This is a genomic window from Pyxidicoccus caerfyrddinensis (genome assembly GCF_010894405.1).
Classification (GTDB): Bacteria; Myxococcota; Myxococcia; order Myxococcales; family Myxococcaceae; genus Myxococcus; species Myxococcus caerfyrddinensis.
The window spans coordinates 245,350-267,825 of sequence record NZ_JAAIYA010000013.1 but is presented as its reverse complement, the minus strand read 5'-3'; the positions used below and the strand labels follow the sequence as shown (position 1 = coordinate 267,825).

Below are 22,476 nucleotides of genomic sequence, written 5' to 3'. Positions count from 1 at the left end.
GCACGGTGGAGGCCACGGCGGACACGCGAAGGCGGTGCTGTCCCTGGTGCGACGGATTCAGCAACTGTAGTTCAAATACAATTTGCTTACCCGAACCCAGGTGGTGCCGTAGCGTCGTCCCTTCGCGCCCGTCGCGCGCAAGGAGACAGACGATGCGGCACCCTCAACTGAAGGCAGTGCTGAAGCTGGCGGTCATCGTGGCGGCCCTGGCCCTTTCGCCAGCGGCACACGCGCAGAACATCTTCGACGCGCGTGTCTTCAACTGGCTCTTCTACCTGAACAACAACGCGGACCTGTTGCGGGCGGGCATCGTCACGCCGCAGGCCGCGATGAACCACTGGCAGGCGAACGGCCTCCGCGAGGGGCGGCAGGCCAACTCCGGCTTCCACACGCTCCAGTACCTGGACCAATACCCGGACCTGCGCGCGGCCTTTGGCACCAACTATGCCGCGGCGCTGAACCACTACCTCACCTACGGCATCAACGAGGGCCGCAAGGGCTACTACTCCGGGGGCTACGGCCGCTGGACGGCGGAGAACGACCTCATCCGCATCAGCGCGTCCGCGCGCACGGCGGGCGCCATCGACAGCCTCATGTGGAACGGGCGCGAGTTCATCAACTCGTGGGACCACGGCCGCCAGCTCCAGCTGGCCGTCATCTCGAACAACTGGGGCGAGTGCTACAACCCCACGCAGGCGGGCAGCGCGAATGACGGCCTGTCCTCGGGCACCACGAGCGTCCTGGAGGGCACCTACCACGAGCCCTCACGCCTGGCCTTCCAGACGCGGCCCGCCTTCTGGCTCGCCGCGGGCCAGACAAACCCGGTCCCCGCCCCCAACTGCACCCGCGCCATCAACACGAGCAACCTCTCCAACTACGTGATGAACACGGACATCCGCGTGGGCTTCATGGGTATCCGCAACGCCATCGAGTTCCAGATGGCCATCCAGGTGCCGGAGGCCATCAGCGCCTTCCAGCTCGAGGGCCCCACCGGCTACCTCTCCGGCGAGTTCTCCAGCTTCCACGCGATGGACTTCAACACCGGAACCCTCGTCCCGCTGTCGCAGGCCAACGAGGAGCTGACCCGGCCCGTGGTGCTGTCCGTGCCGGACGGCTCGGCGGCCATGGGCGTCTGGGCTCCGGAGCTGCCCGGCCCCAACTTCAGCCAGTACGCGAAGTTCGCCTTCATCGACCCGGGCAACCCGGCCAACTCCACCACCAAGTGGAGCGCCGTGTTCCGCCGCGGCGCCCTCACTCCGGGCGGCTACGGCTTCCGGAGCTTCGTCTTCGTGGGCACGCGGGAGAACGTCCGCGTGGCCATGATCCAGGTACGCAACCTCTTCCTCACCGGACAGGCACAGTGAGGCGGACCCGGTGCGGCGCGCTCAGGTGAGCAGCCGCACCGGGGCACCGGCGTGCCACGCCAGGATGTCCTCCAGCGCGTCGCGGTAGAAGACGGCGTAGTTCTCCCGCGTCACGTAGCCCAGGTGCGGCGTCAGCACGACGTTGGGCAGCGCGAGCAGCGGGTGTCCCGCCGGCAGCGGCTCCACCGAGAAGACATCCAGCCCGGCCCCGGCGATGCGCTGCTGGCTCAGCACGGACAGCAGCGCCGCCTCGTCCACCAGCCCCGCGCGCGCGGTGTTGACGAGCCAGGCCGTGCGCTTCATGGCACCCAGCTCCGCTGCTCCAACGATGCCTCGCGTCCGCTCCCCGAGCACGAGGTGCAGGCTGACGACGTCGGACGTGGAGAACAGCTCCTGCTTCTCCACGCGGCGCGCGCCCACCTCCGCCGCGCGCGCGTCGGTGAGGTTCTGACTCCAGGCCACCACCTCCATGCCGAAGGCCGCGCCCACCCGTGCCATCTGCCCTCCGAGCTTCCCCAGCCCGAGCAGTCCCAGTCGTTTGCCCGCCAGGCCTTCCGTGAGCCCGGTCTGCCACGTGCCTGCGCGCAGCGCACGGTCCTCCGTGGGGATGCGCTTCACCAGCGCGAGGATGAGCCCCCACGCCAGCTCCGCCGTCGGCGCGCCCACGTTGCCGGTGCCACACACGGGGATGCCGCGCGCCCGGCACGCCTCCAGGTCGATGGCCGCGTTGCGCCCGCCCGTGGTGACGAGCAGCCGCAGCTTCGGCAGCCGCTCGAGGAGCGCGGCGGGAAAGGGCGTGCGCTCGCGCATGAGGACGATGACGTCGAAGGGCTGGAGCGCCTTCACCAACGCCTCACGGTCCGCGAGGTGCCGCTCGAAGACGTGGAGCCCGCTTCCCGCTGGCAGTCGCGCCCAGTCCGCGAGGCCCAGGGCAACGCCCTGGTAGTCATCCAGGATGGCGATGTTCATTGGCATACGCCTCGCCTACCCCACCCACCGGCGCGGTGCATAGGCGAACCACACTGTCCGGAGTATCGTGTTTTGCGGTCTACCCATGGAGCACTCCATGCGCTCACCGCGGTCCACTCCCATCGCGCCCAAGCTGCTCCAGGAACACCTGCGGCAGGGCGCGGCCTCGCGAGAGGCGACGCTGGCCCGGTTCATCAGCCTGGCGACCTCCGCGTGTGTGTTCTCCACGCTGAGCTTCGCGCCGCTCCTCGGCTGGGCCCATACCCTGGCCATCATCGCCGTCCTCGCGTGCTACGCCCTCTATTACGCGTGGGTCCACCGCCGGCTGAAGAAGACGGAGCCCACGGCCGCACTCCTGTGGCTCAACGTCGCCATCGAGAACTCGCTGGTCGGCATCCTGTGCCTGCTCGACATCTCCTTCGCGGGTCCGGAGATGGCGCTGGGCAATCCCAACCTCCTCATCGCCTCGGCCGCCATCGTGGCGTCGGCGCTCCGCTCGGACGCGCGCCTTCCCCTCTTCGCGGCGGGCGTCACCGCGGCGGAGCTGGTGCTGCTCTACGTCTTCGTCGCGTACCCGCTCCTGCCCACGCCGATACCGCTGATGCTGTCGCCCCCGCTGATGTTCCTGCGGGCGCTGTACATCGTGGTGGTGGGCTGGCTGGCCTGGCTCGTCGCCGCCCAGTTCCGCGGCATGGCCGAGGATGCGCTGCGTGCCATCCGCCAGCAGGAGTTGCTGGGCCGCTACTTCCTCCACGAGCGCCTGGGCGCCGGAGGCATGGCGGAGGTCTTCCGGGCGACCTACAGCCCCGAGGGCGGCATCGAGAAGACGGTGGCGGTGAAGCGCATCCTCCCGGCCTATGCGGATGACCCGCAGTTCATCGCCCTGTTCCGCCGGGAGGCCGAGCTGGGCTCCATCCTCCAGCACCCCAACATCGTCGCGGTGCTCGACGTGGGCCGCCTGGACAACACGCACTTCATCGCCATGGAGCACGTCGATGGGCTGTCGCTGCGCCAGCTCATCAAGCAGCACGGGCCGCTCCCCGTGGCCGCCGTCATGTACCTGGGCGCGGAGCTGGCATCCGCGCTCGACTACGTGCACCGGCGCACCTCGCGCGAGGGCGTGCCGCTGAACCTCGTCCACCGCGACATCAACCCGCCCAACGTCCTCCTGTCCCGCATCGGCGACGTGAAGCTCAGCGACTTCGGCATCGCCCGGGCCGTCACCCACGCGCCCGTCACCCGCCTGGGCCACGTGCGCGGGAAGTCGGACTACATGGCGCCCGAGCAGCTGTCGGGCGAAGCGCTCGACGGACGCGTGGACCTCTTCGCGCTGGGGCTGACGCTGCATGAGGCCCTGACAGGGCGCCGCACGCTGCGCGGGACGGAGCAGGTGACGAGAACCGCGTTCATGGAAGCGGTGAGGAGCCTGCCGCCTCCCTCCGAGATGCGCCGGGAGGTTCCCCCGGAGGTGGATGCCATCGTCATGGCGCTGCTCCAGGCCGTGCCGGAGGACCGCCCCCAGCGCGGCAGCCAGGTGGAGGACCTGCTCCGCGCGCTGCCCGCGCCCATGGCGCCCTACCCCCAGGGACAGACCGCGCTGGCCCACGCCATCCGCGATGTGCTGGAGCGCAGGCCGGATGACGCGCCCACGCCCATCGCCGTGCCCCTTGCCGTGGACGACTCCGAGGAGGCAACGCAGGACCGGGACGCCACCACGCGCACCCGCCCGAGCCGGAGAATGGGGACGTAGAAGGCAGGAGCGCCCGCCGGTGGCCTACAGGCTGCCGACCATCCAGGCGCTTCCCAGGACGATGGAGAGGGCGGAGGCCATCCTCGGCACCCGCGCACTCACCGCCGCGGAGAACCGGCGCTTCAGCGAGAAGCTGGCGATGCCGGCGGTGAGCCCCGCCATGGCCACGGTACTGCCGACGGAGAAGCCTCCCAGGTAGAGCACCTGGTCCGAGAGCGAGCCGGACACCGCGGCGGGCAGAATGAGCAGCAGGGCCGCCGCGCCCGTGAGGCCGTGCACCAGGCCCACCGTGAGCACGTTCCGCGTCTCGGCCCCGGAAGGCCCGGTGAGCGCACGCCGCTTCAGGCCCCAGAGGCCCATGCCCATCAAGGCGAGGGCGGCCACCCGCTCGGCCCAGCGCTCGACCCCTTGCAGGTGCACCGTGGAGAGAACCAGGAGCAGCACCGCCGACGCGGCGAGCGTCCCCAGCCCGTGGCCGATGCCCCAGAGCAGGCCCACGCGCCACGCCCCCTGACGCCGTCCCACCGACAGCGGCGCGAGGCTGAGCAGATGGTCCGGCCCCGCGAGCGCGTGGAGTGCACCTGAACCCAGACCTGCGAGCGCCATGACCATCGGGACGACTCCTTTCCCACCGGGGAACAGGGAAAGGATGCGGCTGGGGGCTGATATCCGCCAAGACATCGTTCGGATAACCTTGATAGTGCCGGCCTATCAACCAACCGAGAGCCCCCGGAGCCCCGTGGGAATGGAGCGCCCTACCCGCCCGTCGCGGGCCGCATCGCCAGCTCTACCGGGGCCACCTCGCGCCACCACGGCGTCGCCAGCTCCACGTGGGCGGGCTCGACGGCGGAGCCCAGGCGCGGCGTGAAGAGGCGCACGTTCTGCTCCGACGCGAGGCGCAGCAGCGTCTCCGCCGGCTCGTCCCAGGCGTGGAGCGCCAGGTTGAAGGTGCCCCAGTGCACCGGCATCAACCTGCCGCCCCCGAGCATGGCGTGCGCCTTGAGCGCGTTCTCCGGGCCCAGGTGGATGCCGCCCCAGCTCGGGTGGAAGGCGCCCACCTCCAGCATCACCAAATCAAAGGGGCCGTGACGGCGGCCAATCTCCTCGAACTCCGACGTCAGCCCGGTGTCGCCGCTGAAGAAGACGCGGCGCTTGTCCGTCGTCAGCACCCACGAGGCCCAGAGCGTCTCGTTCCTGTCGCCCAGGCCGCGGCCGGAGAAGTGCTGCGACGGAGCGGCGGTGAAGCCCACGGGGCCCACGCGGGTCTCCTCCCACCAGTCCAGCTCGGTGATGAGCTCCGGGGCCACGCCGTACGACTCCAGGTGCGCGCCCACGCCCAGCGCGGTGATGAAGGGCACGCGCAGCTTCGCCAGCGCGGTGATGGTGGCGCGGCACAGGTGGTCGTAGTGGTCGTGCGACACCAGCACCGCGTCCAGCTTCGGCAGGGCCTCCAGCGGCACCGGCGCCGGGTGGAAGCGCTTCGGCCCGGCGAAGGACATGGGCGAGGCGCGCTCGCCCCAGACGGGGTCCGTGAGGATGCGCGCGCCGTCCAATTCCAGGAGCATGGTGCTGTGGCCCAGCCACGTCACCCGGAAGCCGCTGTCCGCCTTGCGCGCCCACGCGTCCAGCGGGCTCTCCAGCGGCAGGGGCGCGGGGGGCGTGCGCTGGGCACCGCCGAAGAAGTACTCCCCGAGCAGCGGCAGCGGGTTGCCCTGGAGGCCCGGGCCCACGGGCGCGGTGTTGCGGAAGCGGCCGTCCGCGAACTGCCGGGAGGCACGCACCCGCTCGAGTCGGAGTCCTGAGAGAGACATGGCGCGTGTCTAACGGCTCGCGCCGTGTCTGGCCAGCCGGGCTGTGTAAAGAAGTGTGTTACCGGCTGTCCTTCCGTTTCTGCTGGCGGGCCTGCTCCGCCCGCAGCGCGCCCCCAATCCGCCTCCCCGCCACCTTCGTCAGCTTCGAGACCGGGTTGCCCTGCCGCTTCGGCCAGGGCGGCTGCCAGCTCGAGGTGGACGGCCTGCCGGGGAAGCTCTTGTTCTTCATGGGCTGGCTCCTCATGGAGGTGAAGGTCACACCAATCCCATCATGTGCACGCCCGCGAATGCCCGAAGCCCGGCGAGCGGCCCGGCGTGCGCCCGGGTCTTCCCTGGGCCGCAGGGAGCACGCGGCGTCGGTCAGCCCTTGGGGGTTGGCTGCTTGCGCATGGCCTTGAGAATCTTGATGGGCGGCGTGAGCTTCTGCTCGGTGCGCGGCGACTGCTGGATGGCCCGCACCACGTCCATGCCCTTCACCACCCTGCCGAACGCGGCGAAGCCCTGTCCGTCCGGGTTGCGCTTGCCACCGAAGTCCAGCTCCGGTTGGTCGCCGAGGCAGATGAAGAAGTCCGACGTGGCCGTGTCCGGCGTGTCACGCGCCATGGAGAGGACGCCGTCCACGTGCTTCAGGCCGGTGTCCTTCGTGCGCTCCAGCGGGATGGGGCCCTTGTCCTCGAACTGGCGCGCGGGGTTGATGCCGGCCTGGATGACCTCGATCTTCACCGGGCTGTTCGGCTGGTTGTCCGGCGTCACCGTGCGGTGGAACACGCCGCCCTCGTAGAGGCCCGCGTCCAGGTACATGAGGAAGTTGCGCACCGTCTTCGGCGCCCGGGCCTCGTCGAGCTCGATCTCGATGTCGCCCTTCTCCGTCCGCAGCACCACCGGCACCAGCCTGGAGGCCTGGGGCTTGCCGCCCTTCTTCGGCGCGGCGAGCGCGGCGGCGGGCAGGGTGAGCAGCACGGCGAGACAGGCGGTGGCGAAGGTCTTCATGGGCGGCACCTGGGAAGGAAGATGGGCCCGCGTACGATGCCCGCCCGAAGCGGTGAAGGGCCAGGAAATCCCCTTCCCTGCGTAACCTTCCCAGCAGCCCCTGCACGCTGCCACTCGTGCCGCACCCGGCATGAGCGGGGTTTGTTTATCTCGTGACCTGAAGCTCTTTAGAGTGGGCGGCATGTCCGAAGAAAAGACCTTCGTCTCCCGCGTCGCCTACGAGCACACGCACCCGACGGTGTTGGCCGTCTACTGCTCGGACGGTCGCTTCACGGATGCCGTCGAGGACCTCGCGCAGCACCTGGGGCACGAGCGCATCGACACGCTGACGATTCCCGGCGGCCCCGCCCTGCTCAACCGCTGGGTGGCGGACTACCTGGAGAGCGACGTCGTCACCCGCGCCGCCCGCTTCCTCATCGAGGGCCACCACATCACCGAGGTGCTGCTGCTGGCCCATGCGGGCTGCGGCTACTACGGGGCCCGGCACGGCAGCATGGGCCCGGACTTCATCGCGGAGCAGCAACTCACGGACCTGCGCCACGCCGCCGAGGAATTGCAGAAGGCCTACCCCGGCATCCACGTGCGCCTCTACTTCACCCGCCCCCATGACACGCGCATCCACTTCGAGCCCGTGTCACTGAAGGCGTAGCGGGCACGCTAGAGCGGGCCGCCCAGGTCCGCCGGCGGAGGCCCGGCGGCGGCGCGCTCTCCATGGCCGATGCGCGAGTGCTTGCGCCCATACCCGAAGTAGATGGCGAGGCCGATGGCCAGCCACACCAGGAGGCGCAGCCACGTCTCCAGCCCCAGGCCCACCATCAGCGACACGCAGATGAGGATGCCCAGCACCGGCACCACCGGAACGAACGGAGTGCGGAAGGGCCGGGGCAGCTCCGGGCTGCGGTAGCGCAGCACCAGCACGCCGCCGCACACGACGACGAAGGCGAACAGCGTGCCGATGGAGACGAGCTGGCCCAGCAGGCCGATGGGGAACAGCCCCGCCACCGCCATGGCCACCACGCCCGTCAACAGCGTGGACGCGTACGGCGTCTTGAAGCGCGGGTGCACGCGGGAGAAGAAGGGCGGCAGGAGCCCGTCACGCGACATGGCGTAGAAGATGCGCGGCTGGCCCATCAGCATGACGAGCACCACCGAGGCCAGGCCGGCGATGGCCCCCAGGCTGACGATGGGCCGCAGCCAGTTGAGCGCCGGGCCCGCCTTGGAGATGGCCACGTACACGGGCTCCGGCACGTTGAGGGTGCTGTAGTGCGCCAGCCCCGTCATCACCGCCGCCATCAGCACGTACAGCAGGGTGCAGATGGCGAGCGAGCCCAGGATGCCCACCGGCAGGTCCTTCTGCGGGTTGCGCGTCTCCTGCGCGGCGGTGGACACGGCGTCGAAGCCGATGAAGGCGAAGAAGATGACGCCCGCCCCCGCCAGCACGCCGCTCCAGCCGTACTCACCGAAGTGGCCCGTGTTCTCCGGGATGAAGGGCGTCCAGTTGGCGGGCTCCACGTAGAAGGCCCCGAAGCCGATGACGAGCAGCACCACCGTCACCTTCACGACGACGATGATGTTGTTGACCCGCGCGGACTCGTGCACGCCCACGCACAGCAGCACCGTCAGCAGCCCCACCAGCAGCGCCGCCGGCAGGTTGACGTAGGCGCCGGTGAGGTGCGGCACGTGCGAGCCCGCCGCCACCTCGAAGGGCGCGGTGATGAACGCCGCCGGCAGATTCACGTGCAGGTAGTCGCGCAGGAACGACGTGAAGTAGCCGGACCAGCCCACCGCCACCGTGGAGGAGGCGAAGAGGTACTCGAGGATGAGGTCCCAGCCGATGACCCAGGCCACCAGTTCGCCCAGCGTGGCGTAGCCGTAGGTGTACGCGCTGCCGGCGACGGGAATCATCGCCGCGAACTCCGCGTAGCACAGCCCCGCGAAGAGGCAGCCCACGCCCGCGAGGATGAAGGCCAGGATGATGGCCGGCCCGGAGTGCTGGGCCGCCGCCGTCCCCGTCACCACGAAGATGCCCGCGCCGATGATGGCGCCCACGCCCAGCAACGCCAGGTGGAAGCCCGTGAGCGTGCGGCGAAGCTCGTGCCCTGCTCCCTCGTCGACCTGGAGCTGGGCGATGCTCTTCTTCGACCAGATACCCATGCGCGGCAGTCAACACCGGCGCTTCCTCCAGCGGAAGCGCCGTGTGCGGCCGTCACGGGCGAATGTCACACAGGGGGAGCCTCCGGGCTCCCGGTGGGACTACGCCCGGTGCCAGCCCTGGCGCGGGGACACCTGGGTGCGGCGGTCCTCGCGCCGCTCGTGGCGGTCCTCCCGCTGCTCACGCCGGTCCTCGCGCAGCTCCTGACGCCCCTGGTTCAGCTCCTGCTGTCCCAGCTCGATGAGCTCCACGATGAGCGCGCGCTTGTGGTTGAGCGCCCCACCCCGCCGCTGCCCCTCCAGCTGGGCCAGCTCCCGGGCAATCACCTGGCGCGAGCGCAGCGCGGCGGCCTCCACCCGCGCGTCGCGGCGGTCATCGCGCACGTCGCGGCGGTCATCGCGCACGTCGCGGCGGTCATTCCGGTACGCCGCGCTCCGGCGCCACCCGGCGTCGTCACGCGCCTCCCACTGCTCGGAGCGCAGCTCGCGCTCGCTGCGGCGCGCCTCGCGCATGTCCGACGACAGCTCCGCGTGGCTCTCCGCCAGCTCCGCGCGCAGCAGCCCGCGCAGCGTGGACTCCACCGCGACCATGTCCCGCTCGCTCCGTCGCGCCCACGCGGCGTCGAAGCGCGCGAGCACGGCCTGCAGCTCCTGCACGTCGCGCTTGTCGTCCCGCTGCTCGCGGCGGTCCTGGCGCAGCTCCTGGTGGTCCTGCACGCGCTCCGTGCGGTTGCGGCGGGAGTCGGCGGCCTGGGCGCTGCCGGCGAGAAGAAGGGCGGCGACCAGTGCGGAAGAGAAGCGGTTCATGGGGGGTGTCCTCAGGGGCGCCAAGGCCCGTTGTCGCGTTCGGGAAGATGGACGGGAGCAGCCCTACTTTATTCGCGTCCCTGGCCTGGTCGTTCGAAGGCCCAGGAGTGCGCGCGCACGGCCCGTGAAGTCGCAAGACCTACACAGTCCCCACGAAGAAGGGCCCGGACCTCGTCGGTCCGGGCCCCCGGGGACTTCGGTCAGGAAGCGCCTGGGACTACGGCTGCAGCTCCCAGACGGAGCGGCCGAACGTGGCGGCGCGCACCAGGCTGGAGTCCGGCAGCACCTGCACGTCCGTCACCTCGACGAGCGGCATGCCGGCGCCGAAGCGCGTCCACGAGGCGCCCGCGTCGGTGGAGCGGTACACGCCCAGGTGCGTGGCGGCGTACAGCGTGGCGCTGCTGCCGGGGTCCACGGTGACGGTATTCACCGGCACGCCGGCGGGCAGGCCGTTCTCGATGACCGCCCAGCTGGCGCCGAAGTCCGTGGACTTCCACAGGTGGTTCTTCGTCCCGTCCGGGGCCACCGAGCCCACGTAGAGGATGTTGTGGTTGGCCGGGTCGAAGGTGAGGTCGCTCAGGCTCAGGCCGTTGTTGGGCAGCGCCGCGGGCGTCGTCCAGGTGGAGCCGCCGTTGCTGGACAGGAACACGCGGCCACCGCTGGCGACCACGCCGACGACGCTCGCGTTGGACTTCGCCGCGGCCACGTTGCGGATGAACAGGTTGGTGGTGGGCAGGCCGCTGACGCCGAGCGCCGTCCACGCGGTGCCGAAGTTCGTGGACTTGTACACCTTGGTGTTGGAGTGCGTGTAGACGGTGTTGCCCGTGGCATCCGCGAGGCCCAGGGCCAGGCGGGTGGTGAACGGCGCGGTGCTGCTGTTGTTGCACTCGGTGATGCCGCTGCACGCGGACACCCAGTTGAGGCCACCGTCAGTGCTGCGCTGGATGCGCGCGTAGTACAGCGAGCCCAGCATCAGGCTGCCGTTGGTCGGGTGGATTTCGCAGTCGAACCCGTCGCCGCCAATCTCCTGGTTGTAGACGGCGGTGTTGCTGACGCGCACGCGGGTGCCGTTGTCCTGCAGGCCCGCGATGACGGCGTTGCGGTTCGCCCCGGAGATGCCGATGTCGTAGATGAGGTGCGAGGCGATGCCCACGTTCATCGAGTCGCTGAAGGTGGCGCCGCCGTCAGTGGAGAAGAAGATGCCGCCGTCATTGCCGATGTAGAGCTTCGTGCCCGTGGGGTCGAAGGCCGCCGTGTGGAAGTCCGCGTGCACGTACGGCAGGGAGAACTGCCCCAGCCAGTTGGTGACCTGGGAGTACGTCGAGCCGCCGTCAGTGGTCTTCGCCAGGTGCAGCGCGCCGCCGAAGAACACGAGGTTCGGGTTCGTGGGGCTGACGATGAGCAGCTGGTCGTACCAGCCCTGGGTGTTGAAGAGGGTGCTGACGGTGCGCCCCTCCGCGTTGCCGTTCTTGTAGCGCTTGGCACCGGCGGACAGCGCCGTCCACGTGGCGCCGCCGTTGGTGGACTTGAAGAGGTCCGCCAGGTCGCCGCTGGGGTTGGCGGCCAGCGCGTAGACGACGTCCCGGTTGGACGGCGCCGCGGCGACGGTGATGCGCTCCATGCCCGCGCTGGCCGTCACGCCCGTGGCGCGCGTCCACGTGGCCCCGTTGTCGCTGGAGGACCAGATCTGCCCCTGGGACGTGCCGCTGGCGACGAGCGGGTCCGCGTCGATGGTGGCAACGAACTTCGTGCCGCCGGTCCACTCAATCGACCAGCCGTACGGCGCCCCGGCGAAGCCGGTGCTCATGGAGATGGCGGACCAGGTGGCGCCCGCGTCCACCGAGCGGAACAGGCCCGCGCTGGTGGCCGCGAGGACGACGTTGCTGTTGCCCGGGGCGACGATGAGATCGGCAATCTCCGTGGCGGCGCCCAGGTAGACGGGCGAGAACCAGGTGTTGCCGCCGTCGGTGGACTTCACCAGGCCCAGGCCCGTGCCGTCGAACGGGTCTCCGAGGCCCAGGTACAGCGTGTTGCTGTTGTTCGGGTCGATGGCCAGCGAGCCCGTGGACAGGCTGCCCAGCGTCTCCGACTTGGGAGTCCAGGTGGTGCCGCCGTCGGTGGTCTTCCAGACGCCGCCGCCGGAGAAGGCCACGTAGATGATGGAGGGGTTGTTCTTGTCGACGATGATGTCGCGCACGCGGCCCGCGTCCGTCTTGTTCAGGCTGGTGCCGCCGTTCTGCATGTAGTTGGCCTTGGTGGGGCCGATGTTCACCCACGTCGTGCCCGTGGCGGCGATGGACGCCGTCGGGTCACCCGACGCGGTGATGGTGGTGCTGGTGCCCGGCAGCAGGGAGCCGTACTTCGCGCGCTCCTTCGCCGCCGCGTCATTCATGAACTTGCGGAATGAAGGCGACCACGGGCCACCCTTGCGCAGCCCCTTGCCGTGCGGCTTCGCGTAGGACTCGTTGTACCACTCGTCCATGGCCCGCTTGCGCGCGTTGGGGTCGTCCTTCTCCCCCGCCAGCGACGCGCCGCTCATGGCCAGTACCGCCGCCGCAACCAACCGCTGCCACTTTCTAAGCTGAGACATCCGTGCTCCTGCGAGGTGAACGGGTGACGTGCTGCCCGGGGGGTTCAATGCTAGAGGATTTTTCTGTTTCTCAGAATATGGCCGGGAATCCGGGGGCTGATATGGAGTCAAAGCAACTGGATTGCCTTTGCTCGTCTCCAGCCGGTGGGACGCGGTCAGGCAGGACCCTCCGCGAGCGCCTGGAATATTCCGTACCGGAGAGGAGGACTCCGTCCTCCCGCGAGCGGCCACTTCACACTCGCAGCACGATTATGCTGACCGCCGACATGACCTCTTCGCTCGCCGCGCACTTTCCCGCCCTGCGTTCTGGCTTCAGCTACCTGGACAATGCCGCCGGGGCCCAGGTGCCCTCGCACACCATCGACGCCATCTCCCAATTCCTCTCCAGCGGGAGCTGCAACGTGGGTCAGCCCTACCCTGCCTCGGTGGTGGCGACGGAGTTGAAGGCGCGGGCGCGGGCGGCCACCGCGGAGTTCCTCCACTGCCAGCCCGAGGAGGTGATGCTGGGCACCAGCGCCACCTCGCTCACCTTCCAGCTCGGGCGCGCCTTCTCGCGCCTGTTCCGGGCGGGCGACGAGGTGGTCATCTCCGAGCTGGAGCATGAGTCCAACGCGACGCCCTGGCGGATGCTGGAGGCGCAGGGTGTGTCGGTGAAGACGTGGCGGGCGCGCTGGCCCGAAGGGCGCCTGGAGCCGGCGGACCTGCGCGCGCTGCTGACGCCGCGCACGCGGCTGGTGGCGGTGACGGCGGCGGCCAACTCGGTGGGGGCCACGCCGGACGTGGCGACCGCGGCGGAATTGGCGCACGGCGTGGGCGCGTGGCTCATCGTGGATGCGGTGCACTCCAGCCCGCACCACCTGCCGGACGTGAAGGGCTGGGGCGCGGACTTCGCCACCTTCTCCCAGTACAAGGTGTTCGGCCCGCACCTGGGCTGCCTGTACGTGCGCCGCGAGCTGCTGGCGGGGCTGCCTGCGGACAAGCTCTGGTTCGTGCCGGACGACAGCCCGCAGAAGTTCGAGCCGGGCACCGCCAACCACGAGGCCCTGGCCGGCTGGCTGGGCTCGCTGCGCTACCTGCGCGAGGTGCTGGGCGAGGGACAGCCGGGGCGCGCCGGGCTGGAGACGGCGTTCCGCCGAATCGAGTCCCTGGAGCGGCCGCTGCTGGAGTCCACGCTGGAGCGGCTGCTCGCCAACCCGCGCGTCCGGCTGTACGGCCCGCGCGAGCCCCGGGGGCGCGTGGCCACCTTCTGCTTCAACGTGCAGGGCGTGCCGCCGCGCGCGGTGGCGGAGCACCTGGCGGCGCGGGGCGTGGGTGTGGCCGCGGGCCACTACTACGCCACCCTGGCCGCCCAGGCGCTGGGCCTCATGCCCGACGGCGCCGTGCGCGCCTCGCTGCTGCACTACAACACCGCCGAGGACGTGGACCGGCTCATCGCCGGACTGGACTCGCTCCGCTGAAGGCCCCCGCCATGGAGCCCCTGCGGTCCTTCCTGGAGGGCGCGGCGCGCCCCGCTGCCCCCGACGAAGCGGACGCGCTCGCCCGCCAGCTCGTCGACGCGCTGGCCCGCGCCCGCGAGGCGTGGCCCGGTGTGGAGGTAGCGGCGGAGGACTTCGCGCGGCATCTGGGAGAGCGCGTGGCGCGGGAGGCCTCGCTTGCGGACGGGCTGCGCGCCCTGGCCGTGGAGGACCTCTACCTGGCGCGCGCATGCCTCGCGGGAGACAGGGCCGCGATGGACGGCCTGCAGCGCGCGGTGCTGGTGCCGGTGTCGCGCGCGGTGCGGCGGGTGGACGCGTCGGACGCCTTCGTGGACGAGGTGCTCCAGCTCACGCGGATGAAGCTGCTGGTGGGCGGGGCACGCCAGGAGCCGCGCCTGGCTGAGTACGCCGGGCGGGGCGCGCTGCGGCGCTGGACGGAGGCCGTGGCGCTGGGCGTGGCGGTGGGGCTCAAGCGGGGAGCGATAAAGGCCCTGCCGCTGGACGACGCGCCGCTCGTTTCGGAGCTGCGCACCGCGGACCCGGAGCTGGCGCTGATGCAGGAGCGCTACCGCCCCGCCTTCCGGGCCGCCTTCGCGGAGGCGCTGTCCGGCCTGTCGCCGCGCGACAGGAACCTCCTGCGGCTGAGCCTGGTGCAGAACCTGGGCGTGGAGTCGCTGGGCACGCTCCACCAGGTGCACGCCTCCACCATCTCCCGCTGGCTCGCGAAGGCCCGCCAGTCCCTCCTCGAGGACACCCGCGCCGCGCTCGCGCGGAGGCTGGCGCTCACGACGTCGCAGCTCGACAGCCTGCTGCGCGTCATGGACGCAAGCCTCGCGGTGAGCCTGTCCTCGCTGCTGGACGAAGGATGAACCCATGAGCCCGCCTCCCCTCTCCGGCTGCCTCGACGAGACGCAACTGCTCGACCTGGCCGACGGCGTGGCGCCGGAGTCCCTGCGCGTGAGCGCCGAGGCCCATGTGGATGGCTGCGCGTCCTGCCGCGAGCTGCTCGCAGGCTTCCTCCAGGCCCGGGCCCCGGCCGCGTCCGGAGGCGGGTCGGCGGCGGTGCCCACCCAGGCCGTCACCACCGTCGTCGAGGACACCCGTGTCTCCTCCGCACTGCGCCCGCGCGCGCTGGAGCGGGGCACGCTGCTGGGGCGCTACGTGGTGCTCGAGCGGCTCGGCGCCGGGGGCATGGGCGTGGTGTACGCGGCGTATGACCCGAGCATCGACCGGCGCATCGGCCTGAAGCTCGTGCAGGCCGCGTCCGGGGTGGAGGGCGCCACCGAGCGGCTGCTGGACGAGGCCCGTGCGGCGGCGCGCACCCAGCACCCGCATGTCGTCGCCGTGCATGACGTGGGCGTCGTCGGCAACCTCGTCTTCATCGCCCTGGAATTGGTGGACGGGGGCACGCTGCGCCAGCACCTCTCCGCCCGCCGCCCGGGCTGGCGCGAGGTGGTGCGCCTGTACCTCCAGGCCGGACGGGGGCTGGCGGCCGCGCATGCGGCAGGCGTCGTCCACCGCGACTTCAAGCCGGACAACGTCCTGATGGACCGTGCGGGACGGGCGCGGGTGACGGACTTCGGGCTGGCGCGCTTCGCCTCGTCGACGGAGCCCGCGCTCGCCTCCTCGGGCCCCCCTGGCAGCGGCCGGAGCAGCGGCAAGGCGGGCGTGGCCACGTCGGTGGCGGGCACGCCGGGCTACATCGCCCCGGAGGCGCTCGCGGGCGGGCTCGTGGACGCGCGCTCGGACCAGTACAGCTTCTGCGTGGCGCTGTACGAGGGGCTCTATGGGACGAGGCCCGGTGCCCCCGGAGAGCGCGCGGCGCAGGAGCGCGCCTCCGTGCCCCGCGCGGTGCACGCCGCCGTGGAGCGGGGGCTGGCCCCGGTACCGGAGGAGCGGCACGCGTCGATGGACGCCCTCCTCACCGCGCTGGAGCGGGCGGTGTCCCCGCGCGCGGCCCGGTTCGCCGGAGGGCTGGGCGCGGGCATCGGCGTGGCGGCCGCCATCGCCGCCGTCTTCGTCGCGCGCGGGCCGCAGCCCTGCACGGACAGCCTGCAGCGGCTTCAAGGCGCATGGGACACGGCACGGGGCGCGGCGCTACGGCGCACCTTTCTTGGCTCGGGGGCTCCGGGCGCGGCCTCGCTGCACACGGCCGTCCATCAGACGCTGGAGGCGTACGCGGCTGCCTGGGCGGGCGCACACCAGGATGCGTGCGAGGCGACGCGGGTGCGGGGCGAGCAGTCCGAGGCGGCGTTGGACCTGCGCATGCACTGCCTGGAGCGGCGCAAGCGCGAGCTGGGGGCCACGGTGGACCTGCTCCTCGCCGCGGACCCGGACGCGGTGCTGAGCGCGCCGCAGACGGTGCGGGGACTGGAGCCGGTGTCTGACTGCGCCGACGTGGAGGCGCTCGCCCGCCCCCTGCCGCTGCCCACGCGGGGGCCCGAGGCCGCGCGCATCCGCGCCGCGTACGACAGGCTGGCGGAGGCGATGGCGCGCGACAACGCGGGGCGCTGGAAGGAGGCCGCGGAGATTGCGGCCACGGTGGCCACCGAGGCGGAGGCCGTCGGGTACAAGCCGCTGCTCGGCGAGGCGCTGCTCACGGAAGGGCGCTCCCTCCAGCACCAGCGCCAGGAGAAGGAAGCGGCGGTGCGCCTGCGGCGGGCGGGCCTGGCGTCGCAGGCCGGCCGCGACGACGTGCACGCCGCGGAGGCCTTCATCAACCTCGTCTTCGTGGAGGGCGAGCTGGCGGAGCGCCCGGAGCAGGCGGAGCTGTGGCGGGAGCTGGCGCAGTCGCTGCTGGAGCGCATCGGCGGTGATGACCGGCTGGAGGGAAACCTGGCCTTCCAGCAGGGACTCGTGCTGGTGCGCCAGGGCCGCGCGGCCGAGGCCATTCCCCTGCTGCGCAGGTGCCTCGCCATGCGCGAGCGGGCCTTCGGGAAGGAACATGCCTACCTCGTGGACGCGCTGCTCACGCTGGGCACGGCGCTGCGGAGCGTGGGTCAGATGGAGGAAGCCCTCGCCGCCCAGCAGCGAACCCGGACGCTCATCGTGCGCAACTTCGGACCGGACCACCCGTACGTCGCGATGACGCTCAACAACATCGCGGGCACGTACGCCGCCATGCACCGGTACGATGAGGCACTCGCGGCCTTCGCGGAGAGCATGGCCACGTTCGAGCGAGCCTCTGGGCCCGGGCAGCCCGTGCCCTACGTCCTCGGCCTCTACGGCAACATGGGCGCGGTGCACCTGGGCCGCGGGGACTTCGAGCAGGCGCGGCGCACGCTGGAGCAGGGCTGGCGGCTGGCATTGGAGCACCGGCCGCCCGGCCACCCGGACCGCGCCTCGCTGGCGGGCCCGCTGGCGCTGGCGCTCACGAACCTGGGACGCACCGACGAGGCGCTGCGCATGGTGCAGTCCGTGCGCGGGGAGCTGGATGCGGCCGAGGCGGACGGGCGCAACAGCGTGCGCAGTGCCGAGCTGCTGCAACAGGAGGCGGAGGTGTTGCTGCGCGTGGGCCGCTTCGAGCCGGCCGCGAGCGCCGCGCGCCGAGCCGCTGCGATGCTGCGCACGCTGGGGGCTCAGGACGAGCTGGCGGGCGCCCTCTCCACGCTGGGCCTGGCGCTGCTCGGCGGGGGCCGCCTCCCCGAGGCGGAGCGCGTGGCGCGAGAGGCGCTGGAGCTGCGGCTGAAGCTGGCGGAGCCCCAGCCGTCCAAGCTGTCGGAGCCCCGGGCCGTGCTCGGCCGGGTGCTGCTGGCGCGAGGGGACGCGGCGGGCGCGCGAGTCCAGCTGGAGCAGGCCGTGGCGGGCTGGGAGGAGGACGGCGCGAGCCCGCTCGAGCTGGCCACCACCCGCTTCGCGCTCGCCCGAGCCCTGCGGCGGGACGGAGGTGATGCCACCCGTGCGCGGGCCCTGGCGCTCGCCGTCCGCGACGCGGTGGCCCCCACCGCCGAGCCGCGCCTCGTGCCGATCGACGAGGTGGACGCGTTTCTTGGCGTACACTCGGCCGCACGATGAACCGCGAAGAAGCGAACCAGGCCCTGGACCTCATCCGCCGCGTCGTCTCCCAGGCGAAGGATGACTCGGCGCTGCAGAACTGGGGCGTCATCTGGATGCTCCATGCCTTCGTCAACGCCGCGGGCTTCGCGGCGACGGACTGGCTGTGGACGGCGGGACACCACACCCCCGGCCCCTATGCCCTGCTGTGGGCCGGAGTGCTGGCCTTCAACATCGTCAGCATCTTCGTGCTCAAGCGAGGACAGACGGCGGGGGCGCGCTCGTTCGTCGAGCGGCAGATCTGGGCCATCTGGACCACCTTCATCGCCGGCATGTTGCTGGTGGCCGTCCTCAACTGGCTGCTCGGGCTGGACAGGCTCTTCATGCCCGCGGTGGCATGCGTCCTCTTCGGCACGGCCTTCGCCATGATGGGCGCACTGATGGGCCGCGTCTGGTACGCGGTGGCCGCGGGCCTCGCACTGGCCGCGCTGGGGATGACGCAGGTACCGGACCACGCCTTCGGCCTCCTGGGCGCGGTGTGGTTCGCCACGCAGTTCAGCGGAGGCTTCGCGCTGCACCGGGCCCGACGCCGCAGGCTGGCCGCCGGGGGCGCCGGGGCGCGGCTGGTATGAATCCCGAGCTGCTCGCCGCCCTGGTGGCCATCGCCGCGGAGCCGCTCGGGCTGGGCGGGGCCGAGCTGCGCCGGCGGCTGAGGGAGGCCGGGGTGAAGGTGCCGAGCCAGGCCATCCAGGACCTGGCCTCCTCTGGGCTGGTGCAGGCGCAACGCGAGGTGTGGTTCCTGACGCCCGCGGGGCACCAGGCGCTGCGCGACATGGAGGCCGCGCTCGCCGGGGCGCATGACCCGAGCCCCACGTCCCCCGGCATGGAGGAGTGCCCGTCGGTACCCTGGCTCACCCAGGTGCAGACGCACTGGGTGGAGGCGGTGTCCCTCAACTACGCGGTGGAGCCGGAGCGGCTGGCCCGGCTGCTGCCCGCCTCGCTGGAGCCGGAGGTGTTCCGCGGCACGGCGTGGGTGCAGGTGCTGATGTCGTCCTTGCGGGACATGCGACCGCAGGGTGTCAGCCCGCTCCTGGGCGTGTGCTTCTACCAGGTGAGCTACCGCGCGGCGGTGCGCTACCGGAACGCGAAGGGCGACTGGCGGCGCGGCGGCTACTTCGTGCGCAGCGAGACGAACGACCCGGTGATGCGCCGCGTGGGCAACGCGCTGAAGGAGTTCAAGTTCCACGAGTTCGGCGAGGCGCACATGGTGATGGCGCGCGAGGGGGATTTGCTCACCGCCGCGGTGGACCCGGAGCCGGAGTTCCCCGGAGGCAAGCTGGTGGGTGTCTTCGACACGCGCCCGAGCGCCCTCCCTCCCCCAGGCAGCGTGTGGAAGGGGCTGGAGGACCTGCACGAGCCGCTGGTGGAGTGCTACGACGCGCTCGGCGTGGCGGACGGGTATGTCTACGTGCTCACCATCGACCGCGAGCCGTGGAACGCGCGCTTCGTCAAGCCGGTCCAGCTCTACTGCGAGTACTTCACGGAGGGCCCGCTGGCCCCGGGCGCGAGGCTGGACTCGGTGCTGCACCTCACCGAGTGCGCCTACCGCTGGAGGCCGCTGCGGAGGGAGCAACATGCACGCTGAGCGACGTCGCGGGAACGGATGGGGCGGCGCAGGTGTCCCAGGCCGCATGAGGACTCTCGCCGCCTGTCTGCTGCTGTTCACCGCGCTCTCCGCGCACGCGGAGGACGCCCGGGTCGCCGCCGCGCGCAAGGCCCGTGCGCCCGTGGTCGCCGCGCTGTTCAAGGACGCGGGGGTGGCCTGGCCGCCGGAGCAGCTGTACGTGCGCGCCTTCAAGCACGAGCGCGAGCTGGAGGTCTGGGCGGGGCCGAAGGCGGGGCCGCTGGTGAAGGTGAAGACGTATCCCTTCTGCGCGGCGTCGGGGGAGCTCGGTCCGAAACGGCAGCAGGGAGACCTGCAGGTGCCCGAGGGCTTCTACGACATCGACCTGTTCAATCCGCGCAGCAACTACCACCTGTCCATGCGGGTCAGCTATCCGAACGCGGCGGACAGGCGCCACACGCCGCCGGGCACGGACCCGGGCGGGCAGATCTTCGTCCACGGCAACTGCGTGAGCATCGGCTGCATCGCCATCCAGGACGAGCCGATTGAAGAGCTGTACCTGATGGTGCTGGACACGCGCGCGAAGACGAAGCGCAACGCCCCCATCCACATCTTCCCGCGCAGGCTCGATGCCGAGGGCCTGAAGGCGCTGGAGGCGGGCCGGCCGGCCACGGACCCGCTCGTCGCCTTCTGGCGCAGCCTCCAACCGGCCTACAGCCTCTTCGAGGAGGCCCGGCACATCCCCGTCACGTCGGTGGATGCGAAGACGGGAGCCTACGTGGTGAAGCCGGCGCGCCCGGCCCGGACTTCGGGCAGCGCGCGCCGGTAGAGCCCACCACCGACTACGGGAACGGGTAGAGCAACCGGGCGCCCTGCTTGTCGAGCGCGGACAGGACGAGGTCTCCCGCCTGCCCGCCACCGCACTGCGGATAGTTCATGATGGAGTTGGGGTCATAGGGCGTCAGCCGGCACGTGACAGGACCCTCGTAGCAGGAGGAGTCCGACGGATAGTCGTGGCGGAAGCCAAGCGCGTGTCCCAACTCGTGCCGCAGCACCCCGGTCAACGTAAAGGGCGCGATGTTTCCGAACGCGTTGCTGCTGATGAGGACGTTGCGACCCGAGCGAGCGGTGTTCGGGAAGAACGAGCGCGCCAGGTACGAAGTGGCGGTGGTCTGGCGAACGTCGAAGACGACGCCGGTCTGCGACGCGGTGCAGTTGCTGTCGAACTGGCTCAGGTGCTTGAAGTTGACGTTGGCCGTGGCTTCCCAGGCGGCAGTCGCTGAGTTCATCGCGCTCACGACCGTGGCGTAGCGGGAGCCGAAACTGCTGGTGCTGATGCAGTAGGTCAGGTTCTGCGCGGCGGTGGCGGACCACTTGATGGGCATGCCCGTGCTGTCGCAATAGGCGGCGAGCGCGTCCTGGTGCGTGCCCAGCTCGGGGTTGACGAACGTGTCGTAGTACCGGCGGAGCCCGTCGACGCCTTCGACTGCCGTGTCACCGTTGACGACGAAGACGTCCGAGTCGGGCTCGTCGTAGGCCGTCGCCTTGAACTCGTCGAAGGACATGCCCTCCCGCGACGCCTCGGAGGGATGCTCGGGCCCAGCTTCGGGGCTTCCGCACGCCGAGCCCAGCAGGGACACACCAGCCAGCAACGCCATGGAGCGGATGTTGCGCATGGGCTTCCTTTCCAGAAACAGTCATGGGCAGGCTCCACCGAGGAACCCACGCCCAATCGGAAAGAATAGCCTAAACAGAAGAAGCCGTCAGGGAGTCACGGCAGCGGCGAACTTCCTCTTGCCGTCGTGGATGGTCAGGATGACGGCCGGCTTCACGGGGTTGCGGTTGGCGTCCAGCGACAGGGTGCCGGTGGCGCCGGGAAAGTCCTTCGTCGCGGCGAGCGCGTCGCGGATGGCGGGCCCGGAGAGCGAGCCGGCCCTGGAGATGGCGGCGAGGGCCACGCGGGCGGCGTCATAGCCGAGCGCGGACGCGGCCTCGGGGGAGCGGCCGTAACGGGCGCGGAACGCGGTGATGAAGCGCTGCAACTGCGGCGCGGGGTTGTCCTCCGCGTAGTGCGACGAGTAGTACGCACCTTCCAGCGCGCCGCCGGCCAGCTCGAAGATACGGTCCGACTCCCAGCCGTCTCCGCCGAGCAGCGGCTGCGTCATGCCCAGCTCGCGCGCCTGGCGGGCGATGACGCCCACCTCGCTGTAGAAGCCCGGGAGGTAGAGCGCCTGGGGCTTCACCTTCTTCACGGCCAGCAGCGGCGCGCGGTAGTCGGTGTCGCCCTTGGAGTAGGTCTCCACGGCGACCACCGTTCCGCCGAGCTTCTTGAAGGCCTCCTGGAAGGCCGCGCTGAGGCCGAGCGACGAGGCATTCTTCGCGTCGTGCAGCACGGCCACGCGGTCGAGCTTCAGGTTCTCCCGGGCGAAGCGCGCCATGGCGCCGCCCTGGAACGGGTCGATGAAGCAGGTACGGAAGATGTAGTCGCCCTTCTTCGTCACGTCCGGATGCGTGGCGGAGGGCGTCACCATGGGCACCCGCGCGGCCTGCGCCGCGTCCGCGATGGCGAGCGAGCCCGAGGACGTCACGTCTCCGAGGATGAGCACCACGCGGTCCTGCGAGAGGAGGCGCTGCACGGCGGCCACGGACTCCTCGATGCGGCCCTGGGTGTCATAGGAGCGCAGCTCCACCTTGCGTCCCAGCACCCCGCCCGCGGCGTTGGCCTCCTCCACCGCGAACTGGATGCCGTCGCGCACCACGGTGCCGAACGACGCCTCCGAGCCCGTGAGGCTGCCCAGGGTGCCGATGACGATGGGCCCCGTCTCCGAGGCAGCCTGGGGCTTCGACGTGGCCGCCGGAGCGGGGGGCGCGGCGGGTGGGGCCTTCCGCTCACAGGCGAGGGTTCCCAGGACGAGGGCAGCGAGGAGGGGGACGAGACGGGGCATGGGGACT

At 71.2% G+C, this 22,476-nt stretch carries 19 protein-coding genes; 9 read left to right on the top strand and 10 right to left on the bottom strand.

All coding sequences use genetic code 11. The features are described from left to right. The first annotated feature begins 152 nt into the window (after nucleotides 1–152). Complete coding sequence (locus tag G4D86_RS30285; protein ID WP_163997544.1) at nucleotides 153–1,364, top strand: hypothetical protein; 1,212 nt, start codon at nucleotides 153–155, stop codon at nucleotides 1,362–1,364. Nucleotides 1,365–1,385: 21 nt separating this feature from the next. Here G4D86_RS30285 and G4D86_RS30280 read toward each other — a convergent pair whose 3' ends face one another. Further along, the gene (locus tag G4D86_RS30280; RefSeq protein WP_163997543.1) at nucleotides 1,386–2,333 is read right to left on the bottom strand and encodes a D-2-hydroxyacid dehydrogenase family protein; all 948 of its coding nucleotides are present in this window, start codon (nucleotides 2,331–2,333) and stop codon (nucleotides 1,386–1,388) included. Nucleotides 2,334–2,430: 97 nt separating this feature from the next. Between G4D86_RS30280 and G4D86_RS30275 the strand changes: the two genes are divergently transcribed. Further along, nucleotides 2,431–4,083 carry a serine/threonine-protein kinase gene (locus tag G4D86_RS30275; protein WP_163997542.1) on the top strand — a complete coding sequence of 551 codons (1,653 nt, stop codon included), beginning with the start codon at nucleotides 2,431–2,433 and terminating at the stop codon, nucleotides 4,081–4,083. A 24-nt stretch (nucleotides 4,084–4,107) separates the two neighbouring features. Here G4D86_RS30275 and G4D86_RS52255 read toward each other — a convergent pair whose 3' ends face one another. The 4 genes from G4D86_RS52255 to G4D86_RS30255 all read right to left on the bottom strand — a co-directional run bounded on the left by G4D86_RS52255 (nucleotide 4,108) and on the right by G4D86_RS30255 (nucleotide 6,884). Then, on the bottom strand, nucleotides 4,108–4,689 hold the full coding sequence (locus G4D86_RS52255) for a HupE/UreJ family protein (RefSeq protein ID WP_240360545.1): 582 nt from the start codon (nucleotides 4,687–4,689) through the stop codon (nucleotides 4,108–4,110). Nucleotides 4,690–4,838: 149 nt separating this feature from the next. Next, entirely contained in the window at nucleotides 4,839–5,894 is a 1,056-nt protein-coding gene (locus tag G4D86_RS30265) for an MBL fold metallo-hydrolase (protein WP_163997541.1), read from the bottom strand. A gap of 58 nt (nucleotides 5,895–5,952) precedes the next feature. Next, nucleotides 5,953–6,123 (bottom strand): hypothetical protein, encoded by a 171-nt coding sequence (locus G4D86_RS30260; protein WP_163997540.1) that lies wholly within the window; start codon nucleotides 6,121–6,123, stop codon nucleotides 5,953–5,955. 131 nt (nucleotides 6,124–6,254) lie between these two features. Further along, complete coding sequence (locus tag G4D86_RS30255; RefSeq protein WP_163997539.1) at nucleotides 6,255–6,884, bottom strand: peptidylprolyl isomerase; 630 nt, start codon at nucleotides 6,882–6,884, stop codon at nucleotides 6,255–6,257. Between the two features lie 181 nt (nucleotides 6,885–7,065). On the opposite strand from G4D86_RS30255, the gene G4D86_RS30250 reads away from it, so the two are divergent. Continuing rightward, nucleotides 7,066–7,533 carry a carbonic anhydrase gene (locus G4D86_RS30250; protein ID WP_163997538.1) on the top strand — a complete coding sequence of 156 codons (468 nt, stop codon included), beginning with the start codon at nucleotides 7,066–7,068 and terminating at the stop codon, nucleotides 7,531–7,533. A gap of 8 nt (nucleotides 7,534–7,541) precedes the next feature. Here G4D86_RS30250 and G4D86_RS30245 read toward each other — a convergent pair whose 3' ends face one another. The 3 genes from G4D86_RS30245 to G4D86_RS30235 all read right to left on the bottom strand — a co-directional run bounded on the left by G4D86_RS30245 (nucleotide 7,542) and on the right by G4D86_RS30235 (nucleotide 12,432). Further along, the gene (locus tag G4D86_RS30245) at nucleotides 7,542–9,038 is read right to left on the bottom strand and encodes an amino acid permease (RefSeq protein WP_163997537.1); all 1,497 of its coding nucleotides are present in this window, start codon (nucleotides 9,036–9,038) and stop codon (nucleotides 7,542–7,544) included. A gap of 99 nt (nucleotides 9,039–9,137) precedes the next feature. Next, nucleotides 9,138–9,842 carry a hypothetical protein gene (locus tag G4D86_RS30240; protein WP_205519835.1) on the bottom strand — a complete coding sequence of 235 codons (705 nt, stop codon included), beginning with the start codon at nucleotides 9,840–9,842 and terminating at the stop codon, nucleotides 9,138–9,140. A gap of 217 nt (nucleotides 9,843–10,059) precedes the next feature. Further along, complete coding sequence (locus G4D86_RS30235; protein ID WP_163997536.1) at nucleotides 10,060–12,432, bottom strand: WD40/YVTN/BNR-like repeat-containing protein; 2,373 nt, start codon at nucleotides 12,430–12,432, stop codon at nucleotides 10,060–10,062. A gap of 266 nt (nucleotides 12,433–12,698) precedes the next feature. Between G4D86_RS30235 and G4D86_RS30230 the strand changes: the two genes are divergently transcribed. From G4D86_RS30230 to G4D86_RS30205, 6 genes are read left to right on the top strand one after another with little or no spacing between them, the layout of a single operon-like run. Next, nucleotides 12,699–13,889, top strand: a complete 1,191-nt coding sequence (locus tag G4D86_RS30230) for a cysteine desulfurase-like protein (protein WP_163997535.1) — start codon at nucleotides 12,699–12,701, stop codon at nucleotides 13,887–13,889. 11 nt (nucleotides 13,890–13,900) lie between these two features. After that, complete coding sequence (locus tag G4D86_RS30225) at nucleotides 13,901–14,776, top strand: RNA polymerase subunit sigma-70 (protein WP_163997534.1); 876 nt, start codon at nucleotides 13,901–13,903, stop codon at nucleotides 14,774–14,776. Between the two features lie 4 nt (nucleotides 14,777–14,780). Beyond that, a complete protein-coding gene (locus tag G4D86_RS30220) occupies nucleotides 14,781–17,921 on the top strand; it encodes a serine/threonine-protein kinase (protein WP_163997533.1) in 3,141 nt (1,046 codons plus the stop codon). After that, nucleotides 17,918–18,532 carry a hypothetical protein gene (locus G4D86_RS30215; RefSeq protein WP_163997532.1) on the top strand — a complete coding sequence of 205 codons (615 nt, stop codon included), beginning with the start codon at nucleotides 17,918–17,920 and terminating at the stop codon, nucleotides 18,530–18,532. The genes G4D86_RS30220 and G4D86_RS30215 overlap by 4 nt, the downstream gene beginning before the upstream one ends. Further along, complete coding sequence (locus G4D86_RS30210) at nucleotides 18,529–19,545, top strand: DUF2071 domain-containing protein (RefSeq protein ID WP_163997531.1); 1,017 nt, start codon at nucleotides 18,529–18,531, stop codon at nucleotides 19,543–19,545. Before G4D86_RS30215 ends, G4D86_RS30210 begins: the two co-directional genes overlap by 4 nt. A 46-nt stretch (nucleotides 19,546–19,591) precedes the next feature. Further along, the gene (locus G4D86_RS30205; protein WP_163997530.1) at nucleotides 19,592–20,353 is read left to right on the top strand and encodes a L,D-transpeptidase family protein; all 762 of its coding nucleotides are present in this window, start codon (nucleotides 19,592–19,594) and stop codon (nucleotides 20,351–20,353) included. Between the two features lie 13 nt (nucleotides 20,354–20,366). Here G4D86_RS30205 and G4D86_RS30200 read toward each other — a convergent pair whose 3' ends face one another. Both G4D86_RS30200 and G4D86_RS30195 read right to left on the bottom strand, forming a co-directional pair. Beyond that, entirely contained in the window at nucleotides 20,367–21,200 is an 834-nt protein-coding gene (locus G4D86_RS30200) for a M57 family metalloprotease (RefSeq protein ID WP_163997529.1), read from the bottom strand. A gap of 87 nt (nucleotides 21,201–21,287) precedes the next feature. Then, complete coding sequence (locus G4D86_RS30195; RefSeq protein ID WP_163997528.1) at nucleotides 21,288–22,469, bottom strand: ABC transporter substrate-binding protein; 1,182 nt, start codon at nucleotides 22,467–22,469, stop codon at nucleotides 21,288–21,290. Nucleotides 22,470–22,476: the final 7 nt, after the last annotated feature.

Bases quoted from the DNA above. Each gene is read 5' to 3' on its own strand.
- G4D86_RS30285 (WP_163997544.1), top strand. From the start codon at position 153: ATGCGGCACCCTCAACTGAAGGCAGTGCTGAAGCTGGCGGTCATCGTG.
- G4D86_RS30280 (WP_163997543.1), bottom strand. From the start codon at position 2,333: ATGAACATCGCCATCCTGGATGACTACCAGGGCGTTGCCCTGGGCCTC.
- G4D86_RS30275 (WP_163997542.1), top strand. From the start codon at position 2,431: ATGCGCTCACCGCGGTCCACTCCCATCGCGCCCAAGCTGCTCCAGGAA.
- G4D86_RS52255 (WP_240360545.1), bottom strand. From the start codon at position 4,689: ATGGCGCTCGCAGGTCTGGGTTCAGGTGCACTCCACGCGCTCGCGGGG.
- G4D86_RS30265 (WP_163997541.1), bottom strand. From the start codon at position 5,894: ATGTCTCTCTCAGGACTCCGACTCGAGCGGGTGCGTGCCTCCCGGCAG.
- G4D86_RS30260 (WP_163997540.1), bottom strand. From the start codon at position 6,123: ATGAAGAACAAGAGCTTCCCCGGCAGGCCGTCCACCTCGAGCTGGCAG.
- G4D86_RS30255 (WP_163997539.1), bottom strand. From the start codon at position 6,884: ATGAAGACCTTCGCCACCGCCTGTCTCGCCGTGCTGCTCACCCTGCCC.
- G4D86_RS30250 (WP_163997538.1), top strand. From the start codon at position 7,066: ATGTCCGAAGAAAAGACCTTCGTCTCCCGCGTCGCCTACGAGCACACG.
- G4D86_RS30245 (WP_163997537.1), bottom strand. From the start codon at position 9,038: ATGGGTATCTGGTCGAAGAAGAGCATCGCCCAGCTCCAGGTCGACGAG.
- G4D86_RS30240 (WP_205519835.1), bottom strand. From the start codon at position 9,842: ATGAACCGCTTCTCTTCCGCACTGGTCGCCGCCCTTCTTCTCGCCGGC.
- G4D86_RS30235 (WP_163997536.1), bottom strand. From the start codon at position 12,432: ATGTCTCAGCTTAGAAAGTGGCAGCGGTTGGTTGCGGCGGCGGTACTG.
- G4D86_RS30230 (WP_163997535.1), top strand. From the start codon at position 12,699: ATGACCTCTTCGCTCGCCGCGCACTTTCCCGCCCTGCGTTCTGGCTTC.
- G4D86_RS30225 (WP_163997534.1), top strand. From the start codon at position 13,901: ATGGAGCCCCTGCGGTCCTTCCTGGAGGGCGCGGCGCGCCCCGCTGCC.
- G4D86_RS30220 (WP_163997533.1), top strand. From the start codon at position 14,781: ATGAGCCCGCCTCCCCTCTCCGGCTGCCTCGACGAGACGCAACTGCTC.
- G4D86_RS30215 (WP_163997532.1), top strand. From the start codon at position 17,918: ATGAACCGCGAAGAAGCGAACCAGGCCCTGGACCTCATCCGCCGCGTC.
- G4D86_RS30210 (WP_163997531.1), top strand. From the start codon at position 18,529: ATGAATCCCGAGCTGCTCGCCGCCCTGGTGGCCATCGCCGCGGAGCCG.
- G4D86_RS30205 (WP_163997530.1), top strand. From the start codon at position 19,592: ATGAGGACTCTCGCCGCCTGTCTGCTGCTGTTCACCGCGCTCTCCGCG.
- G4D86_RS30200 (WP_163997529.1), bottom strand. From the start codon at position 21,200: ATGCGCAACATCCGCTCCATGGCGTTGCTGGCTGGTGTGTCCCTGCTG.
- G4D86_RS30195 (WP_163997528.1), bottom strand. From the start codon at position 22,469: ATGCCCCGTCTCGTCCCCCTCCTCGCTGCCCTCGTCCTGGGAACCCTC.